The following is a 20105-nucleotide window of genomic DNA, read 5'->3' on the forward strand; positions in this document are numbered from 1 at the left end:
ATGCGCGTCGGCCTGATCTCCGACACGCACGGGTTGCTGCGCCCGCAGGCGCTCGACTTCCTGCGGGGCAGCGACCATATCATCCATGCCGGGGACATCACGGGCCCCGAGATCCTCGCGCCGCTGGCCGCGATGGCGCCGCTGACCGTCGTGCGCGGCAACAACGACCGCGGCGCCTGGGCCGCCGACATTCCCGAGACCGCCATCTTGCGGCTGGGAGCGGTCGCGATCTACGTCATCCACGACATCAAGGAATTGCCGATCGACCCGCAGGCGGCGGGCATGCGCGTGGTCGTCTCCGGCCATTCGCACAAGCCGGCCTGCCAGCAGCGTGGCGGGGTGCTCTACGTGAATCCCGGGAGCGCAGGACGGCGTCGCTTCACGCTGCCGATCTCGGTAGGTGAATTACTGATCGACGGCCATGAGGTGTCAGCCAGGCTGCTTACGCTCGAGATCGACTGAGTGCGCGCGCTTCATGCAGGCCGCATGAAAGGCTGCCTTGCTGTTTTGTTGGCGCCACATCCGAGTCCATCAGTATCTTGACGCACTGGCTTGCCGGGCGTAGCTTGAACGCGACAGCGCCGCAACACTCTTCCATCACCGGTTCGTTTACCCAGAGGCGACACCATGGCCCGTCTTTCGTGCGGAGCGCTCTTGATCGGAGCGGCTCTCATGCATCTTCTCCTTTCCCAAGTCACCCAGGCGGCAGATCGGCTCCCCGTGATTCCCGTCGAGAAGTACTCGGCCGAGCAGAAGCAGGCTGTCGCGCAATACGAAGCCGTGCGCAAGGCGCCCATCTTCGGACCCTTCGAAGTGATGCTGCATAGCCCGGCAATGATGAGCAACGCACGGGAAGTCGGCGACTACATGAAAGCGGGTTCGGCGATACCGCGTAACCTGGCCGAACTCGCCATTCTCTACATTGCCAGGGACTGGAACCAGGACTACGTCTGGTACCAGCACCTACCTCTGGCCTTGAAGGCTGGTCTCACCCAGGCCCACGTGGACGCGCTCGGCATCGGTCAAAAGCCGGCGAACATGAGCGATGACGAAGATGCCGTGTATGCCTTCGTGACCGAACTCGTTCGGAATCGCCAGGTGTCAGATCAAAGCTACGACCGCATCAACCGGCGCTTCGGCAGCAAAGGGGTGGTCGACCTCACCAGCCTGACCGCATTCTACGTTCACCTCTCGATGCAGCTGAACGTCGCGCAGTTCAAGCTTCCACCGGGCGCCGCCGGGGTGCCGCGGCGCGCGGAAGCTGCCAAACCCTGAGCTTCTCCCGGACCGCAACAGCGGGGTCCGGGAGAAGGCAGCTTACTTCATCGTATAGCTCTGCCAGGCCGTATCCACCGCAAAGTTACGCGCGGGGTCCCAGTAGGTAAAGCTGTAGCGCACCACGTCGCCGATCTTCAGGCCGCCCGCGATATAGGTGTTGGTGCTGCCGTCCAGCCGCATGCGCACGTTCTGCTGGGCGCCGTTGTTGACGGTGTAGTGCACGTCGGCCCAGCTGCCGGTATTGGTGTTGAACTGCAGCGTGGTAGCGCTGGGCTGGGTGACCCAGGTCGGACCGGTCGGCGTCGTCGGCGGCGGCGTGGTGGTGGTGCCGGAATCCCACACGATGTCGTCGATCGCGAACTGGAAGGTCGACGTGGGCAGGCGGTTGGCGTCGCTCGAAATCATGAAGACATCGAGCAGGGACTGCGCCGCCACCTTGGTGCCGAGCAGGGTCGAGACCGGGATGCTGCCCTGCGCCCATTCGCCGTTGCGTACCAGGCCGTGGGTGCTCGTGTTGGCCGGGAAGTTCACCCAGTTCTGGTTGGTATAGGTGTCGCCGACGCCGATATTGAAGGACACATTGGCCGGAATCTTGATGCGGAAGCGCATGGTGCCGTTGCGGTAGTTCGACAGGTCGCGTGCCTGGCGTGCCTGCACGCCGCCGCCGAACCACTGGCCGGGCGCCGTGTAGGCCCAGGCGATCACGTTGCTGCCTTCATACGGCGCCGTATTGCCGGCCCCGCTCGAGGCGCCGTTCCACAGGAAGATGTCGGAACTGGTGCCGGCCACCAGCTTGTTGTTGACGGCCGTGGTGTCGGTGAAGACGCCGAACTTGCCCGCCACTTCGGGCACGGTCTGGTTGCCGAGCTTGACCTGGCCCTTGCCGTCGAGCTGGTACACGCGCACGTAGTCGACGTACATTGTGCCCGGCAGCGGCGCCGTCACCTGGCTGGGGTTGGCGGCGTCGGTGAAATTTCCGCCCACGGCCAGGTTTAGCAGCAGGTAGAAGGGCGCCTGCAGGGCGGTCGAGTTCACCGGCAGCGGCGCGTCGTACATGTTGCGCTCGACCCCATTGTCGACCACGGTGAAGCGCATCTGGCTTTCATCCCAGTACAGGCGGTAGGTCACGAAGCGGTTGGCCAGCGAGGTGCTCGGGATGTACCAGTTCTTGGTCTGCCACGCGGTGGAGGCGGCGCAGCTCTCGTTGCCCGGCACGCAGGCAGCCTGCTGCCAGGTGATGACATTCGAGCCGGTGAAGTGGTTGGGCGAGGGATTGCCGGCGCTGGCGCGCATGGAGGCCTTGTGGCCCATCTCCATGATGTCGATCTCGCCGTTGCGCGGCCAGGTCTGCGGGCTCACGCCCAGCATCCAGGCGGCCGGCCATAGTCCGGTGGCGATGTTCGGGGTGGCCAGGCGCACCTCGATCATGCCGTACTGGACCTGCACCTTGCCCTTGGTGTCGATCTTCCCGGAGGTGAACACGTTGCTGCCCACGGTCTGCGAGCGCGCCTGGATCGCCAGGGCGCGCGTGCCGGATTCGAAGGGCACGTTGACGATCGAGAGGTTGTTGGGGCTGTAGTACTGCAGCTCGGCGTTGCCATAGCCGCACAGGTTGATCTGGCAGCCGTTGCCGTCCGACGCGGTCCATACGCCGGTGTTCAGGCTGGTGCCGTTGAATTCCTCGGACCACAGCAACTGGCCGATGACGGGATTGGTGACGCTGGCCGCTGCCCCGGTACAGGCAGCGAACAGGGCTGTCGCAGCGAGCGACTGGAAAGGTTTCCACTTCAGGTGACGATTCTGGTTCTGTTGGTTCACGTCGACTCCTCATTTAACTCCGAAGAAAAACGTGCGCCAGGACGGCGCGCCGCGGTCTGCCAACTTCATGCGTTGGTCTCGTATGATCCTGTCGAAACTGGAAACGTTTCCATACCGTTGAGTGAAAGAATATGTGAGATTTGTATTGACGTCAAATGTAAGCGTGCGCGAGTCTTGATCTATCGCAAATGATTTTGAGATAGTCTATGGATCGATTCATGCCGAACACGGAGAGACCCATGCCACAACACAATGACGCATCCATCATCGATGCCTGGTCGCGCAATACCGATCCCTGGACCGCGGCCGTGCGCGGCGGCGAGATCGAATCGCGGGTGCTGGTGACCAACAGCGCCATCGTCGAGGCGGTACGGGCGCGCGCGCCGCGCCTTGGGGTCGATCTCGGTTGCGGCGAAGGCTGGCTGGTGCGGGCGCTGCCCGAGGTAGCGATGGTCGGGGTCGATGCGATCGCCGGGCTGGTCGAACAGGCGAGAAGCGCCGGCGGCGGCGAATTCCGCCAGCTGAGCTACGAGCAGATCGCGGCCGGCGAGCTGCAGCTGGCGGCCGACGTGGCGGTCTGTAACTTCTCGCTGATCGGCGACGAGGCCACGCGCGGCCTGCTGCGGGCGGCGCCGAGCTACCTGCGCCCCGGCGGCCACCTGATCGTGCAGACCGTGCACCCCGTCGTGGCCTGCGGCGACGCGCCTTATGTCGATGGCTGGCGCGAGGGGAGCTGGGCCGGTTTCAGCAGCGCCTTTGCCGACGCCGCGCCCTGGTACTTTCGTACCGTGTCGAGCTGGATCGCGCTGTTCGTCGAGCACGGCTTGCAGGTGGTCGAGATGCGCGAGCCGCTGCACCCGGCTACCCGCAAACCGGCCTCGCTGATCCTGACGGGCCGCCTGGCCGCTTGACGCCGGGCCGGCAGGGCGCGGCGGTTTACAGGCCGACCGCGATGATTCCCATCAGCGGGTCTTCGCTCAGGGCGATCACCATCATGCCGTCGCCGCTCACCACCATCTGGCGCGCCAGCAGGCCACGCGCATAGCCGGCAAACTTGTAGCCCTTTACAAAAGCGCCGTTGGCGTCGTGCAGCCAGATGTCGTACTGCGTGTAGGGCCCTTGCAGGCCGCAGTAGGCGCGTCCGTGCACGTCGACTTCCACGTTGTTCGGATAGGCGTCGCCGCCCGGCAGGTTGCCGATCGAGCGCAGGCTGGCGTCGAAGATCGTGCAGCGGTAGGGCGCGCCGTTGGCGAAGTAGACGCGCGCGCCGTCGGGGCTGACCGCGACGTCGCGGCCGTTCTCGCCAGGGCGGGCCGCGGCCACGCCTGCGCTCACCAGCGCGGTGCCGCCGCCCATCGCGGAATAGTCGAGCGTGCTCGCGCTGGCGCTCGACGGGCTGTAGCCGCTGTCCTGGCTGTAGACGCGCTTGCCGTCGCGGCTGACGGCCAGGCCCGGACCGACCCAGCCGCTGGTGCTGATTCGCTTGCCGTCCGCGACCCGGTAAATGCCCGACACCGTCAGCAGCAGCTCGACGCCGTTCGGGCGCACCGACAGCAGCCGCTCGTAGCTGGACGCCGCATCGGACAGCGGCAGGTCCGGCAGCGTCGTCAAGCGGTCCAGGTCGAGCACCACCACCTTGCGGTTGGCCGTGTCGTAGGCGTACAGGCGGGCGCCGTCCTGGCTGACGCTCATGTCGCCAAGCGCGGCGCCCAGGGCGACGCTGCCGGTCTTCTGCGCCGTATAGACATTGTAGATATCGAGCGTGGTGCCGCCCTTGTGCACGTAGACCAGCGGACGGATCGGGTCGGCAACCAGGGTATGGTAATCGACCGAGAGCTTGGTCAGCTCGGGCGGCGTCGCCCCTTTGTAGAAGCCGACGCGGATGGTTTCCGGCGCCGTGACGCCGCTCGTGGCCGGGCTCAGGGTAACCGTGGCGATGCTGGTCGCGCCGTTCGCCACCAGGGCCGGGTCGGCCTCCAACGTCAGGGTATTGCCGCTGCGCGTCACCGACAGCCAGGCGGCGTTCGAGCTTGCGCTCCAGCTGGAAGCGGCGCCGAAATTATCGCTCACGGTCACGCTGGTGCGCAGGCGCGACCATGCCGGCGTCGACACGAAGGCGACACCGTTCACCGACGGCAGGATCTTCTGCTGGTCGCGGTTGATGGTCAGCGTGAGCGGGGTCGACACCACGTCGCCGTTGACCGTGGCCTGGGGCGCCAGCACGACGCTGGTCGAACCGATCGGCGCGGCCGCGGCGTTCGGCGTGACGGTGATGCTGGTGCCGGTCTCGTTCACCGTGCCGGACACGGCGCTGAAGCCGGCCCAGGCAGGCGTGCCCGCCAGCGTCCACGGCCAGGCGTTCTCGCGCGTGTTGAGCGAGAGCCTGAACGGCGCCGCGGTGAATTCGCGCCCGGTGCTGCCGCCCAGGGTGATCGTATTCACCGAAGCGCTCAGCGTCGGCTTGGTCAGGTTCAGGTAGACCGGAACCTGCAGGTTGTTGGCCGCCGGCGAGGTGAAGGTGACGGTGGCGTTGTGGTTGCCGCTGGCGAGCTTGCCGCGCGCCGGATCGACGGCGAACGAGGCGGCGCCCGGCGTGGTGCCGGTGGCGGGCGTCACCGACAGCCAGGCTTGGTCGCTGGCCAGCGAGAAGGGCGCGGCGCCCTTGTTGGACAGCGAGAAGGTGACGTTCTGCGGCGCGATCGGCGCGCCGTTGACGGCATTGAAGGTGAAGCCGGTGCCGCTGGTCTCGAAGCGGTTCGCCATCAACGCCAGGGTCAGCGGCAGCGTGATGCGCTGCTTGTCGCTCGACTCGATCGCCAGTTCGCCGACGTAGTTGCCGGCGGCGAGGCCGGCGGCGTTGAATTCGACCGCGAAGCGGCCGGGGCCGCTGCCGCTGGCGTTGACCGGACGCGCCCAGGCCACGTTGCTGGTCGCCGTCCATTGCAGGCCCTGGCCACCCACGAGCACGAGCTGCTGGCGCGGGGTGTCGCCCAGGTTCATCGTCGTGCCGAGGGTCGTTTCCGGGCGGGCCGACAGGTCTGCCGGCTTGGCCGGCGTGACGGTCAATTCGTAGGGCAGCAGCATGGGCGAGCCCGGGAACTGGCTGGCGCAGCCCGTGTCGCGGCACAGCTTGATCGTGAAGTTGCCGCGGTAGCTGCCGGCTGCCAGGCTCGGCGCGGTCTGCAGGACCGCCGTGTAGCTGGTCGGCGAACTGGCGACGAAGCGTGCGTTTGGCAGCAGCACCCCGGTGTCGTCCACCACGAACGCATACACATTGCCGCTGAAGTCCTGCGGACGCAGGACGCTGGCGTTGATCGAGATGGTGGCCGAGAGTCCGGCTTCGACGCTGGCGCTGGCCTTTTGCGGCGAAAACTGCAGAGCGGGGCTGCTCACGGGCGGTGGGACCGGTGGCGCCGTGCCGGAGCTGCCGCCTCCGCCACCGCCACCGCCGCCACAGGACGCCAGCATGGCTGCGAGCGCAGCGACGTAGGGCCAGTACAACAGGGATCTGACTTTCACGAATACCTCGGCTTGAACGGGAAGTGGTTGGAAATTTTTTTCATAAAAAGACATGACAGGAGCAGGGACATTACTTTCCAAGGTATTTCCTTGTTGGAGAACCGGCGGACTGCATACTGGCACACAAAAATCCCGTAAGATACGGCCGAATTGATATCAGCCCCGCTTTTACCCGCATCACATGAATTTGCCACCCGATACCCCGCCGCGCTTTCGCCCCCGTCCCTGGACCGCGCTGGAAACCCCGCAGGACGTCGAACTCTGGATCGACGAGCATAACCGCGCCCTGCAGGAGCTGGTCAAGCCGACCGAGACCGGCGTCGGCATCTGCTTTACGCTGGCCGAAGGCGGCAACGTCTACATGCAGACCACGGACGACGCCGTGATCCTCGATGTCGAGCCGGACGCCGACTGGATCTCGCCGCTGATCCATGCCGCCACCGGCGCCGAGCCGCCGCGCGGCCAGGTCTGGGTGCTGCCAGACGACAGGCTGGTGCAGCTGATTCTCGGGCTGTCGACCCTGGTCGCGAGCACGACCCTGGTGGTCGGCCATCGGTTCGGATCGCGCGCCCGCCGGCCTGCTTACTAGACCCAGCCTTCCCGGCTGCGCCGGTTTCGGTTATAAAGTCAGCTCGACCTTGGATGGAGACGCATTGATGGGCAAGCATTCGAACACCGTGGCACGCCGGACCCTGCTCGGCCTGGCGCTGGCGGCGTCGCTGTCGGCATTGGCGCCGCTGCATGCAGCCGCGGCGGCCGACCTGCTCGCGGAAGCGAAGGCGCGCGGCTCGCTGCGCATCGCGATGGAAGGCACCTACCCGCCCTTCAACTTCAAGGACCCCAAGACCGGCCAGCTGACGGGCTACGACGTCGACGTCGCGCGCCTGGTCGCGGGCAAGCTGGGCTTGCGGCCGGAATTCGTCAGCACCGAATGGGCTGCGATCCTGGCGGGCCTGGCCGCCGGCAAGTACGATGTCATCGTCAGCCAGGTCGGCATCACGCCCAAGCGCGAGCAGGCCTTCGATTTCTCGCGTCCCTACACCTATTCCTTCCCGCAGCTCATCGTGCGCAAGAACGACCGCGCCAGCTACGCCAGCCTGGCCGACCTGAAAGGCAGGACCGTTGGGGTGGGGCAGGGCAGCGTGTTCGAGCAGCAGGTCAAGGCGGTGCCGGGCATCACGGTCAAGAGTTATCCGGCGGCGCCGGAAAACCTGCAGGACCTGGCCTTCGGCCGCATCGACGCGGCCCTGAACGACAGCCTGATGGTGGCCTACCTGCTCAAGAATTCGCCGCTGCCGATCAAGGCCGGCGCGCGCGTCGGTGCACCCGAGCGCATGGGCATCCCCTTCCGCAAGGGCAGCCCGCAGTTCAAGGCGGCGGTCGACAAAATCCTGCTGGACGCGACCAACGACGGCACGCTGAAGGCGCTGTCGATGAAGTGGTTCGGCGTCGACGCCAGCCGCCCGGCCAAGTAAAGGCCCGGCGTGGAACTGATCGCGCTGCTGCGCGAGGCGGCGCCGACCCTGTTGACAGGCGCCGGCTATACCCTGATGTTCGCAGTGGCCTCGATGCTGGGCGGACTGGCGATCGGCCTGCCGGTGGCCCTGATGCGCATCGCGCCCTGGGCCCTGGTACGCCTGCCGGCGAGCTTCTACGTCAGCATCATGCGCGGCACGCCGCTGCTGGTGCAGATCTTCGTCATCTATTACGGATTGCCGAGCATCGGCATCGAGTTCGCGCCGGTGACGGCGGGCGTGCTGGCGCTGTCGCTCAATAGCGGCGCCTATCTGTCGGAAAGCCTGCGTGGTGCGATCCGCGCGGTCAGCGAAGGGCAGTGGCGCGCCAGTTTCAGCCTGGGCCTGGGCTACTGGCAGACCCTGCACCACATCATCCTGCCGCAGGCGCTGCGCATCGCAGTGCCGTCAATGAGCAATACGCTCATCAGCCTGATCAAGGACACCTCGCTGGTGTCGGTGATCACGGTGACAGAGCTGATGCTCGCGACCAAGGAAGTGATTGCGGTGACGTTCCAGCCGCTGCCGCTGTATATCGCGGCGGCCTGCGTTTACTGGCTTCTGAGCCTGTTCTTCGAGGCGATCCAGCGCCGCGCCGAGCGCCGCCTGAATCGCGCCCACACCGTGCGCTGAAAGCCAGGCGGCCTGCGCACGGCGCCGGGGCTTAGCGGTTGCCGCCCCCTTGATCCTGCTGCTGGAAGGCTTCCGAAGCCTGCTGGGCGCTTTCGCCCTGGTTCTGGCCGTCGAGGTCTTCCAGGGCCGGGGTGCCGCCGGAAGCGTGCTGGCCGCCGCCCTGCTGCTGGTTGCCTTGCTGGCCACCTTGCTGCTCGCTGCCCTGCTGCTGGCCACCTTGCTGGCCCTGCTGCTGGCTGCCCGATTGCTGGCCACCGGACTGCTGGTTGCCCGACTGCTGGCCCTGGCCGTCAGTCGCGACCAGGTCCTTCATCGGATCGTTCGAGTTGGTGTCCGGCGTCGATTGCTTCTGACCGTTCTGCTGATTCTGGTTCATGTTCGTCTCCTTGATAAGGAAGTTGAGTGACCATCTTAATCTTCCTGCTGACATCGGCAATCGGAGCCCGCGCGGCCTGTGCGTAGGACCGTTCGGACGCGCTCGCCCGCAGGAAAGAAAAGTGTCAGCACAATGCAAACGCGCACCGGACAAGACTGACTTGCCGGTGCGCGCCCGATTGCGTTTGGGTTGACGATCACCAGTGCTACTGGTTCCCTTGTTGCGGTCCCGATTGCTTGTTACCTTGTCGCTGCTGTCCCGCTCCCTGGCCGTCGCCTTGCACGGACTGCTGGTTGCCCTGCAGCTGATCGGACTGCATGCTGTCCTGCTGCTGCCCCGGATGCATGTTGCTCGACTGCTGCTGGCCGCCGTTGGCGACCCTGCCGCTCGCGGTATTGATGCTGAGGTCGTCCACGTCATCGTCGTGGCGCGGCCCCTTGACGCCATGGCCTTTGTTTTCACCCATACTGTTCTCCTGTTTGAGTGTCGATGGCTCGATGATAGACCTCTGGCGGCCCGGGACAATCGGAATGGGGGAGGAGCTGCCGTAGGACGGCTCGCACAAAGCCAGCAGTAAAAATGCTAGCGCTTTTCGCCCTGGCGCGACTGCTCGTCCGGCTGTTGCGGCGTCGGCTTCTGGTCGGATTGCAGGTTACCGGGGCGGCTCTGCTCGAGCCGTTCGCGCTGGCGGTTGACGTCGAAGTCGTCGAGCTGGATGTCGCTCAGGCTCCGGTCGGTATCCTTGGTTTCAGGCATGGCAGCCTCCTTGCGTAAGATGTGGTCGGAGCCCCATCTTAGGCACAACAGCGAAAAGGCGGCGCTCAGGGTTGCGCCGGCAGCAGCCCCTCGCCGCGCAGGAACTCGCGCACGGCCTCGAACGCGGCCAGCTGCTGTTCCGGCGCGAAGCCGCCATGCTTGCCGCCCTTGATCGTGTACAGGACGTTCTTCACGCCGGCCTTGTCGAGCGCCGCCTTCAGGCGCACGCCATGCGCGTAGGGCACCAGGGGATCGGCGTCGCCGTGGACCGTGAACACAGGCGGGCCGCCGGCACGCACGTAAGTCAAGGGAGAAAGCGCGCGCGCCAGCCCTTCGCGCCCCGGCATGCTGCCGAACCAGGCCACCGCATACGAGCGCTGGTTCGGGCCCTGCAGCATGTCGGCGACGTCGGTGATGCCGAACCAGTTGACCACCGCCGCCACCTTCGGCGCCGGGTTTCGGTAAGGCCCGGACCAGGTAGGCTCGTTGGCCGCGCACTGGTTGGTGAAGGGCGAATCGGCCGGGATCATGGAGGTGGTGAGCGCCAGGTGGCCGCCGGCCGAATTGCCCGTGGTGACGACCTTCGACAGGTCGAAGTTGTACTTCTTCGCGTTGCGACCCACCCACTGCAGCGCGCACAGCGTGTCCTCGACCGCGGCCGGCGCCAGCGCCGTGTTCCCCAGGCGGTAGCTGACGTTCACCACCGTGTATCCCATCTGCAGCCAGGGCAGGGCGGACAAGGCCGAACTTTCGCGGCTGCCCGCGACCCAGCCGCCGCCGTGAAAGCGCAGCACGACCGGCCGCGCCTTCGACGCGTAGTCGTCGGGCAGCAGGACGTCTAGCTTGAGCTCCTGTCCGCTCGCCTTCAGGTAGGTCACGTTGGCGTCGATCCCGTGCATGTGATCGAGCAGCACCGCGGTGCGCAGGCCATCGTCAGCTGCCATAGCGGCGGCCGGGAAAGCCAGCGCGCAGGCCAGCAGGGTAGCGAGGGCGCGCATCCCGATTACATGTTCGGGTAGTTCGGGCCGCCGCCGCCTTCCGGCGTCACCCACACGATGTTCTGGGTCGGGTCCTTGATGTCGCAGGTCTTGCAGTGCACGCAGTTCTGCGCGTTGATCTGCAGGCGGTCCTTGCCTTCGTCGGTCTTCACGTATTCGTACACGCCGGCCGGGCAGTAGCGCTGCTCCGGGCCCGCATACTTGGCCAGGTTGACGTCCACCGGGATGCTCGGGTTCTTGAGGGTCAGGTGGATCGGCTGGTCTTCCGCATGGTTGGTGTTCGAGATGAACACCGAGGACAGGCGATCGAAGGTCAGCTTGCCGTCCGGCTTCGGATAGGCGATCGGCTGGAACTGCGAGGCGGGCTTCAGGCATTCATGGTCCGCATGCTTGTGGTGCAGGGTCCAGGGAGCCTTGCCGCGGAAGACCATCTGGTCGATGCCGGTCATGATGGTGCCGACGTACAGGCCCTTCGACATCCACGGCTTGAAGTTGCGCGCGACGTGCAGTTCTTCGTGCAGCCAGCTCTTTTCGAACGCTGCCGGGTAGGACGCCAGTTCGTCGTGCTGGCGGCCTTCACCCAGCGCCGCGAACGCGCTTTCCGCGGCCAGCATGCCGGTCTTGATCGCGGCGTGGCTGCCCTTGATGCGGCTGGTGTTCAGGAAGCCGGCGTCGCAGCCGATCAGGGCGCCGCCCGGGAACACGGTCTTCGGCAGCGACTGCAGGCCGCCCGCGGTGATCGCGCGCGCGCCATACGAGATGCGCTTGCCGCCTTCGAAGAAGTGGCGGATCGCCGGGTGCGTTTTATAGCGCTGGAATTCCTCGTACGGCGAAAGGTAGGGGTTCTGGTAAGCCAGGCCCACCACGAAGCCGACTGCCACCTGGTTGTTCTCCAGATGGTACAGGAAGGACCCGCCATAGGTGCTGTTGTCCAGCGGCCAGCCGGCGGTGTGGATCACCAGGCCCGGCTTGTGCTTGGATGGATCGATCTCCCACAGCTCCTTGATGCCGATGCCGTAGGTCTGCGGATCCTTGCCCTGGTTGAGCTCATACTTGGCCATCAGGGCCTTGCCCAGGTGGCCGCGTGAGCCTTCCGCGAACAGGGTGTACTTGGCATGCAGCTCCATCCCGAGCTGGAAGTCGGCGCCCGGCTCGCCATCGCGCTTGACGCCCATGTTGCCGGTGGCGACACCCTTGACCGAACCGTCCTCGTTGTACAGCACCTCCGCGGCCGGGAAGCCCGGGAAGATCTCGACGCCCAGGCTTTCCGCCTGCGTACCGAGCCAGCGCACCACGTTGGCCAGCGAGATCACGTAGTTGCCATGGTTGGTCAGCATCTTCGGGACCATGAAGTTCGGGGTCCTGATCGCCTTGGTCTCGGTGAGGAACAGTACCTGGTCTTCGGTCACCGGGGTGTTGAGCGGTGCGCCTTTTTCCTTCCAGTCCGGGATCAGCTCATTCAGGGCGATCGGGTCCATGACCGCGCCGGAGAGGATGTGCGCACCCAGCTCGCCGCCTTTTTCGAGCACGCAGACGGAGACTTCGCGGCCCTGTTCCGCCGCCAGCTGCTTGAGCCGGATCGCTGCGGACAGGCCCGCGGGGCCGCCGCCGACGATCACCACGTCGTACTCCATTGCTTCGCGTGGTCCGTATTGTTCGAGGATGTTGGTTGGCTCGGTCATGGTTATTTTAATAATGAGAATGAAATTTAAGCACGAGTGTGCACTTTTTTGCTGTCGATTGCAATGTTGGGCGCCATTTTACGGACATTATTAGATGCGGCAATCTAATACTGGTGATTTGTGTAATCATGAGGACTTCGCAAGCTCGCATACATCAAGCACGAGAAGGGGAGCCGAGTGGGCATCGAAGTCAATTACGAAGGAAAAATCGCCATGGTCACCGGCGCCTCGAGCGGCCTCGGTGCCCGTTTCGCCAAGGCGCTGGCCGGCGCCGGCGCCCAGGTGGTGCTGGCCTCGCGCCGGGTCGAGCGCCTGAAGGAACTGCGCGCGGAGATCGAGGCCGACGGCGGCGCCGCCCACGTGGTGCGCCTGGATGTCACCGACCTGGGATCGATCAAGGCCGCCATCGCGCATGCCGAGACCGAGGCCGGTCCGATCGACATCCTGGTCAACAACTCGGGCGTGTCGAACACCCAGCGCCTGCTGGACGTCACCGAGGACGACTACAACTACATCATGGACACCAACCTGCGCGGCGCCTTCTTTGTCGCGCAGCAGACCGCCAAGCGCATGATCCAGCGCGCCAAGGGCGACCCGCGCAAGCAGCACCGCATCGTCAACATCGCCTCGGTGGCCGGCCTGCGCGTGCTGCCCCAGATCGGCGTGTACTGCATGAGCAAGGCCGGCGTGGTGCAGATGACCAAGGCGATGGCGGTCGAGTGGGGCCGCTACGGCATCAACGTCAACGCCATCTGCCCCGGCTACATCGCCACCGAAATGAACGAGGACTACTTCGACTCCGAGCAGGGGCGCAAGCTGATCGACATGCTGCCGCGCAAACGCACCGGCAAGCCGGAAGACCTCGACGGGCTCCTGCTGCTGCTGGCCGCGGACGAAGCCCATTTCATCAACGGCGCCGTCATCACGGCCGACGACGGCATGACGGCGCAGTAAGCAGTTTTTAGTTTCACAGGTAAGGAAGCAATGAGCAGCAAGCAGTTTGTACATTCCATGAGGATCCCGATCCGTTGGGGCGACATGGATGCAATGGGTCATGTCAACAACACCGTCTATTTCCGCTACATCGAATCGGCGCGCATCGCCTGGCTGGACGAGGTCGGGGCGCTGCCCGATCCCGCCGGGGCCAACGAAGGCCCGGTCATCGTCAACGCCTACTGCAGTTTCCTGAAGCAGCTGACCTATCCGGGCGAGATCGAAGTCACCACCTTCGTCGGCCCGCCGGGGCGTTCCAGCGTCGAGGTCACCCACGAGATCCGTCTGGTCGGCCCGGACGGGCAGGCGGGTGCACTCCACGCCGAAGGCGGTGCGAAAGTCGTGTGGATCGACTTCAAGGCGGAGAAATCGCGGCCCTTGCCGGAGCGGCTGCGGGCCTTGTTGCCGGTGGCGGAGCAGGGTTAGTCCTTATTGTTGTAAGTGGTCTGGTGCAAGGCTGGACCACTTTTGTGTTCATCGCAGCGTCGCCCGGTGCTGAATGCCTTTGTCCGCCGGGAGCCGGACAGGCTGCGTGTCATATTCCGATCCGCCGACTATTCCTTTTCTAATCTCGCTGCAATTCATTCATAGCCGGCGCTACTTTTCCGTTTCTATATTAGCGGGGAAATTAATTACGATATATTTTCTGAGAATTATTCAAGCTAATGTCCCCATTACGCTTTGAAAGTCAAGCGCGGACCCTTGGCGATTATCAGCTTATGCGTAACTCTCGACCGTACACTAAATACGGCTTGTTCCAAATCGCGCGCTTGGTGGGGCCTAATTGATCATTCCTTGCAAATGGAGAACGTTTAATTCAGGAAATTTCTGTGCGGAAGTTTCAGGTAGTTGCTGCGAGGTTTGAGGTTTTGCAAATATGACAATTTTATAAAGAATAGAATTGAATCACCTTCTGGCAGGAATCATTCTGCTCGAAAACTTTGCCGCGCTTCCAAATTCCCGTGTTGCGCTGCAGTGCTGTCACTCTTAACGGACGAAATCATGAAAATGGACGACCCGGTGCAGGCCCGATTCGACACGTCGGAATCGCCGAACGTGGCCTGCCCATCCGTTATTGGCGAATCCCTGCATGCCCATAACAGGAATCTGCGCATCAGCCTCAGGCAATGGAAGATGTTTCACGCAGTGATCGATGCGGACGGTTTCGTCGGCGCCGCAAACCAGCTGCATGTCAGCCAGTCGTCGATCAGCCACGCGCTCACCAAGCTGCAGGAACAACTGGGAGTTCCCCTGCTAACGCTAAAAGGACGCAAGGCCCAGATTACCGAGGAAGGCAAGGTCTTGCTGGCGCGTTCGCGCGAGCTGGTCAGGAATGCAGCTGAACTTGAGGAGCTGGCCGAACACCTGCGCCAGGGATGGGGCCGGGAAGTGCGGGTGGCGGTGGACCTCAACTTCCCGCCCGACCTGCTCATGCTCGCCATGCGCGAACTGTCCTCGCAGCCGCGCAAGACCAGGGTCAGCGTGAAGGAGACGAGCTGCGAGCAGGCTGCCCAGGCACTGCGCGACAACACGGCCGACCTGGCGATCAGTGCGCAAACCATCCCGGGCTTCGCCTGCCGTGAGCTCCTCGAGATCGAGCACGTCGCGGTCGCCCATCCAGACAATCCGCTGTTCGCGCTCAAGCGGCCGCTCGGTGTCGACGACCTCAAGTCGCAGCTGCAGATCGCCGTCGCTGGAACCGGCGACGAAGCCGGGGTGGAAGCACCCCACGGCCTGACGCGCTTGCCGCGACCGTGGACGGTCAGCACGCTCGACTGGGCGATCGGGGCCTTGCGCCATGGGCTGGGATACGCCTGGCTGCCCAGGCACCGGGTGCAGCGCTGGCTCGACGGGAACCAGGTCCGCATCCTGCCCCTGAAGCACGGCGCCAGTTTCAAGACCAGGCTCTACCTGGTCCATGGGCCATGCGCCGATACGGGAACCGTGGCCTTTGCCGACGCGCTCCAGGCCTGCAGCAGTCGTCCAGTGTGACCGGCGATCCTGGCCGCCATTGGGGCATGGTGCCGCCGAGCGCGGCAGGGCCGGGGACAGGGATGGGAAGCAAGGCAGAATCGTTTTACTTGGCAAGTGACAAATCACCGGGCAGACAGCATGAGCAAACCGCGACAACCGCCGCGCAGCAAACAGAGGGACGACAACGCGCTCCCCGAGCCAATTTTCCGCTTCACGAGCATTGTGCGGAACGGATGGCTGGTCCTTGGCGTTGCGCTGCTGACCGCGCTGATCGGCATCCTGGCCGCCCTCAGCGTGACGCCCATCTACGAAAGCAATATCCTCATCCAGATCAACCGCAACGCACCGCTCTCGCGCGAGATGCAGACCGATGTTCCTGCTGCCACCGAAGTGGAAATCCTGCGCTCGCGTTCGATCATCACCCGGGTCGTCAAGGCATTGCAGCTCGATCTCAGCGTCGAACCGAAGTACTTTCCGGTAGTCGGCGCCTTCCTGGCGCGCAGCGACAGGGGATTGCCCGAATTCCTGGAACTGCGTGGGTATGCCTGGGGGACAGACCGCGTGAATGTGTCCGTCTTCAATGTGCCGGGGCGTCTGCTGCGCCAGCCATTCGCGCTGGCAGTCGGACGCGCAGGCAGCTTCACGCTCACCCACGAAACCCTGGGTATCAAGCTGGCGGGCAGGGTGGGCCAGCCCGCCCGGCTGCGCACCCGTCACGGAAACATCGAGCTCCTTGTAAGCGCCATCGACGCCCGGCCGGGAGCGCAGTTCGTCGTCACCCGCAACCCGACTTTCCAGGTGGTCGAGCAATTGCGCAAATCGCTGAGCGTGACTGAAAACGGCAAGGAATCGAACGTGATCGGGGTGTCGCTGAAAGGGTCGAAGCCGGAACTGATCAGCCGGATCCTGAACCAGGTCGGGGACGAATACGTGTCCCAGCATGTGGCGCAGAAATCGAACGAAACCGGCCGGGCGCTGGCCTTCTACGACCAGCAGCTGGCCGAATCGCGGCAACGGATGCAAAAACTCGATGAGCGGCTCGGGCAGGTGCTGCGTGCACACGGGGTCTCCGACCTGAACGAGGAAAGTACGACCCTGTCCCAGCAATCGATCGCCCTGCAGGCGAAGCTGGCGGAGGCCGAGCAGCAAAAACTCGAGCTGTCCAGCCGCTTCCTGGAGCAGCATCCCACGGTGATCGTGGCAAGCCGCCATATCCAGGACGTACGCGACGACCTGAACCGGCTCGAGGCACGGCGCCGCTCCCTGGGGGCGGCGCAGCAGGAAATTGCACGCCTGACCCGCGATCGCAAGGCGAACAGCGAAGTTCACATGGGTCTGCTCAACACGCAGCAGAAGCTCGCTGCCCTGATGTCTTCCGACAACCGCGACGTCCGCGTGGTGGATCGTGCCGAAACGCCGCTGCAGCCGGGCACGCTCAAGCTGACCGTGATGATCGTGCTCGCCTGCCTTGGCGGCCTGGCTGCCGGCGTCATCGCCTCGGTCGTGAAGAACGCCATCGTCGCGCGCAACAGTCGCGTGACCCTGCTGTACATGCGGGATATTCCGGACAGGCAGGAAGTCACGGTCAGCGGATGATGGGCAGCTGCGTATCGCATGGCCAGCAGGTCCGTGGAGCGGCTGCGTCATTGTCGAGGCGCCGTCCCTTATTCCGGATGACAGTGATCTATTAAAGCCCGCGGATCATTTTCTTTACTATTATCTCCTGCCACATTCCGGTAATGGCCCAGTCATTGCCGTTTCTGAAACGATCGGACACGCAGTAATGTCCGCGTCCGACATCTTCCAATTTAATTTTCCATTCCGGCCTTGAAGTTTTTGGCGCGGTGTGCCGACGTCCTTTCTATGCGCGTTCCGTATGTCGATAATCGGATTCAGACTAGAAACATTATCTGAAGGAACGCATCAATAAAATATTTGGAACCCGGTATTTAGCGCGTTAACCAATCGATTTTTCCCACTTTTTCTCGAAGTTGATTTTGTTAGAGTAGTGATGTGGAAACGATATTCAGGCTCCAGGTATAAAACTAAAACAATTTAGTGCCGGCAAAAAAGGCACTAAACTGCATTGCAATTCCTGGCCCTCAATCGATTGCTTGCGTTCTGGGTGGAAGCTTTTATGGCGTTCGAAGAGCATATTCGTCGCGGTTTTGAATTTGCGCTATTTGGCATTTCCCATCCAGCGATGGCGGGAACGGCGGCGCTTGCATTGCTCGTCAGCCTGCTGGTTTGCGCACTCAATGTGGCGACCGAACGCTGGCACGGTTCCTATTCCTTCGACGTTGACGTCAAGGGAATCCAGAAAGTCCATCAACGCACGGTGCCGCGGACCGGCGGCATTGCCCTGCTATCGGGCGTGATGGCCGTTCCCCTGTTCGGCATGCTGGAATATTCCCTGCTCGCCCTGCAGCGGGACACGGGCATCTTCATGCTCAAGCTGCTCCTTGCCGCCGTGCCGGCCTTCCTTGCCGGAATCATCGAAGATCTGACCAAGCGGGTTTCGGTACGCACACGCCTGTGCTCGATCCTGTTTAGCGCGATCCTGGCCGCCTGGCTGCTGGGCTCGACGCTGCCGCGCCTCGATATCTGGGGACTCGACAGCACGCTCAGGCTGTTGCCGGTTTCCCTGGTCGTCACCCTGTTCATGGTGGTCGGCGTCACAAATTCGATCAACATCATCGATGGATTCCACGGCGTTGCCGGCGCCACGGTCGTGATCATCCTGGCGGGAATCGGCTGCCTGGCCTGGAACAGCGGCGACGTCCTGATCACGCAGCTGGCGCTGGCCGGCATCGGCGCGACGATCGGCTTCCTCCTGCTGAATTACCCGACCGGGCGCCTGTTCATGGGCGACGGCGGCGCCTACTTCCTCGGCTTCTGGTCCGCGCAACTGGCGGTGCTGACGATCGCGCGCAATCCCGACATCAATGCCTGGCAGATCCTGGCGGTTTTCGCTTACCCGGTGATCGAGGTCCTGTTCAGCATGTATCGCCGCAAGATCCTGCGTAACGCGGCCGTCGGCGCGCCCGACCGGCTGCACCTGCACTCCCTGTTCTATCGCCGCGTTACCCGCCACCGCATGAAATTCACCCGCTATCCGTGGGTCTGCAATGCCGCAGTAGCCTGTTTCGTCGTTGGCTGGCTGGGCACGGCCACCACGGCAGCGGTGCTTCTCGGCGACACCATCCCCATGGCTGTCGCGCTCGTGCTCGCTCAAATATTGATCTACATCGCAGTGTACATGCGCTTAGTAAGAGGAAATTGGGGCAATTGCAGAAGCCTGGCTGTCATCCTCGGCCTGAGACCCCAGCACCGCAGCCGGCCAGCCTGATCCACGCGGGTCCGTCCCGCTCTCGCTGCCACGTCCATCGCTCACCACGGCGTAATCGAACCATGAATAATTTCGACACACTCCAAGCTGAACTTCGCAATGCTCCCAAGACATGGCTCGTCACAGGTTGTGCGGGCTTCATCGGTTCCAACCTGACCGAGTTCCTGCTGAAACTGGGCCAGACCGTGATCGGCCTCGACAACTTCGCCACCGGCCACCAGCATAATCTCGACGATGTGCGCGCCCTGGTAAGTCCGGAACAGTGGGCACGCTTCCGCTTCCTGCGCGGCGATATCCGGCGCATGGAGGATTGCCGGAAAGCGGTGCGCGGGGTCGACGTGGTCCTGCACCAGGCGGCGCTCGGCTCGGTACCGCGCTCGCTGGAAGACCCCCTGACCACCAACGCCGCCAACATCGACGGCTTCCTGAACATGCTGGTCGCTGCGCGCGACGCCGGGGTAGGGGCCTTTGTCTATGCCGCCTCGAGTTCGACCTACGGCGACCACCCGGGCTTGCCCAAGGTCGAGGAGCGCATCGGCCGGCCGCTGTCGCCCTACGCCGTCACCAAGTACGTGAACGAGCTGTACGCGGACGTGTTCGCCCGCAGCTATGGGTTCAGCAGCATCGGCCTGCGCTACTTCAACGTCTTCGGCCGCCGCCAGGATCCGAACGGGGCCTACGCCGCCGTCATTCCAAAATGGATCGCCGCCATGCTGGCCGACCGGCAGGTCAGCATCAATGGCGACGGCAGCACCAGCCGCGATTTCTGCTTCGTGGAGAACGTGGTGCAGGCCAACCTGCTGGCCGCCATGGCGCCAGCCACCGGAAAAAGCGAGGTCTACAACGTCGCAGTGGGCGACACCACCAGCCTCAATGCGCTGTTCGGCCACCTGAAAGAGATCCTGCAGGCCAATGGCGTGACGGTGACGAAGACCCCGGCCTACGCTGGCTTCCGCAAGGGCGATGTGCTGCATTCCCAGGCCGACGTGGGCAAGGCCATGCGCGAACTCGGCTATGTGCCCATGCACCGCATCGTCGACGGGCTGCGGGCCGTCATCCCCTGGTATATCGCGCAGAGCCAGGCGTCCTCGCGGGGCGCCGGCGCCGCCGGCGGGCCAACGCCGTCCGACCAGCCGCAGGCGTCGACGGAAGGCACGCAGGAAGGCCTGTTTCCGGACTGGCCTTGAGCGGCTGGCCCGGCCACGCACCCCTTGC

At 64.1% G+C, this 20105-nt stretch carries 18 protein-coding genes and 1 pseudogene; 12 read left to right on the forward strand and 7 right to left on the reverse strand.

What is annotated here, in order from left to right:
- Complete coding sequence (locus LK542_RS23160; RefSeq protein WP_227813760.1) at positions 1–462, forward strand: metallophosphoesterase family protein; 462 nt, start codon at positions 1–3, stop codon at positions 460–462.
- Positions 463–672: 210 nt separating this feature from the next.
- Positions 673–1275, forward strand: coding sequence for a carboxymuconolactone decarboxylase family protein (locus LK542_RS23165; RefSeq protein WP_227802376.1), 603 nt, complete (start codon positions 673–675; stop codon positions 1273–1275).
- Positions 1276–1317: 42 nt separating this feature from the next.
- Here LK542_RS23165 and LK542_RS23170 read toward each other — a convergent pair whose 3' ends face one another.
- Entirely contained in the window at positions 1318–3096 is a 1779-nt protein-coding gene (locus tag LK542_RS23170; protein ID WP_227813761.1) for a family 16 glycosylhydrolase, read from the reverse strand.
- 239 nt (positions 3097–3335) lie between these two features.
- Here LK542_RS23170 and LK542_RS23175 point away from each other — a divergent pair, with 239 nt between their 5' ends.
- The gene (locus LK542_RS23175; protein ID WP_227802378.1) at positions 3336–4007 is read left to right on the forward strand and encodes a bifunctional 2-polyprenyl-6-hydroxyphenol methylase/3-demethylubiquinol 3-O-methyltransferase UbiG; all 672 of its coding nucleotides are present in this window, start codon (positions 3336–3338) and stop codon (positions 4005–4007) included.
- Positions 4008–4032: 25 nt separating this feature from the next.
- Here the strand turns inward: LK542_RS23175 and LK542_RS23180 are convergent, their stop codons facing one another.
- Positions 4033–6615, reverse strand: coding sequence for a quinoprotein amine dehydrogenase (locus LK542_RS23180; RefSeq protein WP_227813762.1), 2583 nt, complete (start codon positions 6613–6615; stop codon positions 4033–4035).
- A gap of 181 nt (positions 6616–6796) precedes the next feature.
- On the opposite strand from LK542_RS23180, the gene LK542_RS23185 reads away from it, so the two are divergent.
- The 3 genes from LK542_RS23185 (at position 6797) to LK542_RS23195 (ending at position 8762) form a co-directional block, all read left to right on the forward strand.
- The gene (locus tag LK542_RS23185) at positions 6797–7204 is read left to right on the forward strand and encodes a hypothetical protein (protein ID WP_227813763.1); all 408 of its coding nucleotides are present in this window, start codon (positions 6797–6799) and stop codon (positions 7202–7204) included.
- 67 nt (positions 7205–7271) lie between these two features.
- Positions 7272–8090 carry a transporter substrate-binding domain-containing protein gene (locus tag LK542_RS23190; protein WP_227813764.1) on the forward strand — a complete coding sequence of 273 codons (819 nt, stop codon included), beginning with the start codon at positions 7272–7274 and terminating at the stop codon, positions 8088–8090.
- Between the two features lie 9 nt (positions 8091–8099).
- Positions 8100–8762 carry an ABC transporter permease subunit gene (locus tag LK542_RS23195; protein ID WP_227802382.1) on the forward strand — a complete coding sequence of 221 codons (663 nt, stop codon included), beginning with the start codon at positions 8100–8102 and terminating at the stop codon, positions 8760–8762.
- A 31-nt stretch (positions 8763–8793) separates the two neighbouring features.
- Here LK542_RS23195 and LK542_RS23200 read toward each other — a convergent pair whose 3' ends face one another.
- The 5 genes from LK542_RS23200 to LK542_RS23220 form a co-directional block, all read right to left on the reverse strand.
- A complete protein-coding gene (locus LK542_RS23200; RefSeq protein WP_227813765.1) occupies positions 8794–9138 on the reverse strand; it encodes a hypothetical protein in 345 nt (114 codons plus the stop codon).
- Positions 9139–9343: 205 nt separating this feature from the next.
- Positions 9344–9604: a hypothetical protein gene (locus LK542_RS23205; protein ID WP_227813766.1), complete on the reverse strand. Its 261-nt coding sequence runs from the start codon at positions 9602–9604 to the stop codon at positions 9344–9346.
- Positions 9605–9720: 116 nt separating this feature from the next.
- Positions 9721–9894, reverse strand: a complete 174-nt coding sequence (locus tag LK542_RS23210; protein WP_227802385.1) for a hypothetical protein — start codon at positions 9892–9894, stop codon at positions 9721–9723.
- Positions 9895–9959: 65 nt separating this feature from the next.
- Positions 9960–10892: an alpha/beta hydrolase gene (locus LK542_RS23215; RefSeq protein WP_227813767.1), complete on the reverse strand. Its 933-nt coding sequence runs from the start codon at positions 10890–10892 to the stop codon at positions 9960–9962.
- 5 nt (positions 10893–10897) lie between these two features.
- The gene (locus tag LK542_RS23220; RefSeq protein ID WP_227802387.1) at positions 10898–12574 is read right to left on the reverse strand and encodes an electron transfer flavoprotein-ubiquinone oxidoreductase; all 1677 of its coding nucleotides are present in this window, start codon (positions 12572–12574) and stop codon (positions 10898–10900) included.
- Positions 12575–12751: 177 nt separating this feature from the next.
- On the opposite strand from LK542_RS23220, the gene LK542_RS23225 reads away from it, so the two are divergent.
- The 6 genes and pseudogenes from LK542_RS23225 to LK542_RS23250 form a co-directional block, all read left to right on the forward strand.
- Positions 12752–13528 carry an SDR family oxidoreductase gene (locus LK542_RS23225; protein ID WP_227802388.1) on the forward strand — a complete coding sequence of 259 codons (777 nt, stop codon included), beginning with the start codon at positions 12752–12754 and terminating at the stop codon, positions 13526–13528.
- Positions 13529–13558: 30 nt separating this feature from the next.
- Positions 13559–13993: a thioesterase family protein gene (locus tag LK542_RS23230; RefSeq protein WP_227813768.1), complete on the forward strand. Its 435-nt coding sequence runs from the start codon at positions 13559–13561 to the stop codon at positions 13991–13993.
- Positions 13994–14569: 576 nt separating this feature from the next.
- Entirely contained in the window at positions 14570–15559 is a 990-nt protein-coding gene (locus LK542_RS23235; RefSeq protein WP_227813769.1) for a LysR family transcriptional regulator, read from the forward strand.
- Positions 15560–15763: 204 nt separating this feature from the next.
- Positions 15764–17137 carry a GNVR domain-containing protein gene (locus tag LK542_RS23240; RefSeq protein WP_374040245.1) on the forward strand — a complete coding sequence of 458 codons (1374 nt, stop codon included), beginning with the start codon at positions 15764–15766 and terminating at the stop codon, positions 17135–17137.
- Positions 17138–17627: 490 nt separating this feature from the next.
- The gene (locus LK542_RS23245) at positions 17628–18890 is read left to right on the forward strand and encodes a glycosyltransferase (protein WP_227813771.1); all 1263 of its coding nucleotides are present in this window, start codon (positions 17628–17630) and stop codon (positions 18888–18890) included.
- A gap of 62 nt (positions 18891–18952) precedes the next feature.
- Positions 18953–19957: pseudogene (locus tag LK542_RS23250) on the forward strand (NAD-dependent epimerase/dehydratase family protein); the annotation flags it as partial.
- Positions 19958–20105: the final 148 nt, after the last annotated feature.

The sequence above is a fragment of the Massilia sp. IC2-477 genome (assembly GCF_020707265.1).
Classification (GTDB): Bacteria; Pseudomonadota; Gammaproteobacteria; order Burkholderiales; family Burkholderiaceae_D; genus Telluria.

Excerpts from the sequence above, each read along its gene's own strand:
- LK542_RS23190 (WP_227813764.1), top strand. The coding sequence starts at position 7,272 with ATGGGCAAGCATTCGAACACCGTGGCACGCCGGACCCTGCTCGGCCTG.
- LK542_RS23205 (WP_227813766.1), bottom strand. The coding sequence starts at position 9,604 with ATGGGTGAAAACAAAGGCCATGGCGTCAAGGGGCCGCGCCACGACGAT.
- LK542_RS23220 (WP_227802387.1), bottom strand. The coding sequence starts at position 12,574 with ATGACCGAGCCAACCAACATCCTCGAACAATACGGACCACGCGAAGCA.
- LK542_RS23230 (WP_227813768.1), top strand. The coding sequence starts at position 13,559 with ATGAGCAGCAAGCAGTTTGTACATTCCATGAGGATCCCGATCCGTTGG.
- LK542_RS23235 (WP_227813769.1), top strand. The coding sequence starts at position 14,570 with ATGAAAATGGACGACCCGGTGCAGGCCCGATTCGACACGTCGGAATCG.
- LK542_RS23160 (WP_227813760.1), top strand. The coding sequence starts at position 1 with ATGCGCGTCGGCCTGATCTCCGACACGCACGGGTTGCTGCGCCCGCAG.
- LK542_RS23185 (WP_227813763.1), top strand. The coding sequence starts at position 6,797 with ATGAATTTGCCACCCGATACCCCGCCGCGCTTTCGCCCCCGTCCCTGG.
- LK542_RS23175 (WP_227802378.1), top strand. The coding sequence starts at position 3,336 with ATGCCACAACACAATGACGCATCCATCATCGATGCCTGGTCGCGCAAT.
- LK542_RS23210 (WP_227802385.1), bottom strand. The coding sequence starts at position 9,894 with ATGCCTGAAACCAAGGATACCGACCGGAGCCTGAGCGACATCCAGCTC.
- LK542_RS23215 (WP_227813767.1), bottom strand. The coding sequence starts at position 10,892 with ATGCGCGCCCTCGCTACCCTGCTGGCCTGCGCGCTGGCTTTCCCGGCC.
- LK542_RS23165 (WP_227802376.1), top strand. The coding sequence starts at position 673 with ATGCATCTTCTCCTTTCCCAAGTCACCCAGGCGGCAGATCGGCTCCCC.
- LK542_RS23200 (WP_227813765.1), bottom strand. The coding sequence starts at position 9,138 with ATGAACCAGAATCAGCAGAACGGTCAGAAGCAATCGACGCCGGACACC.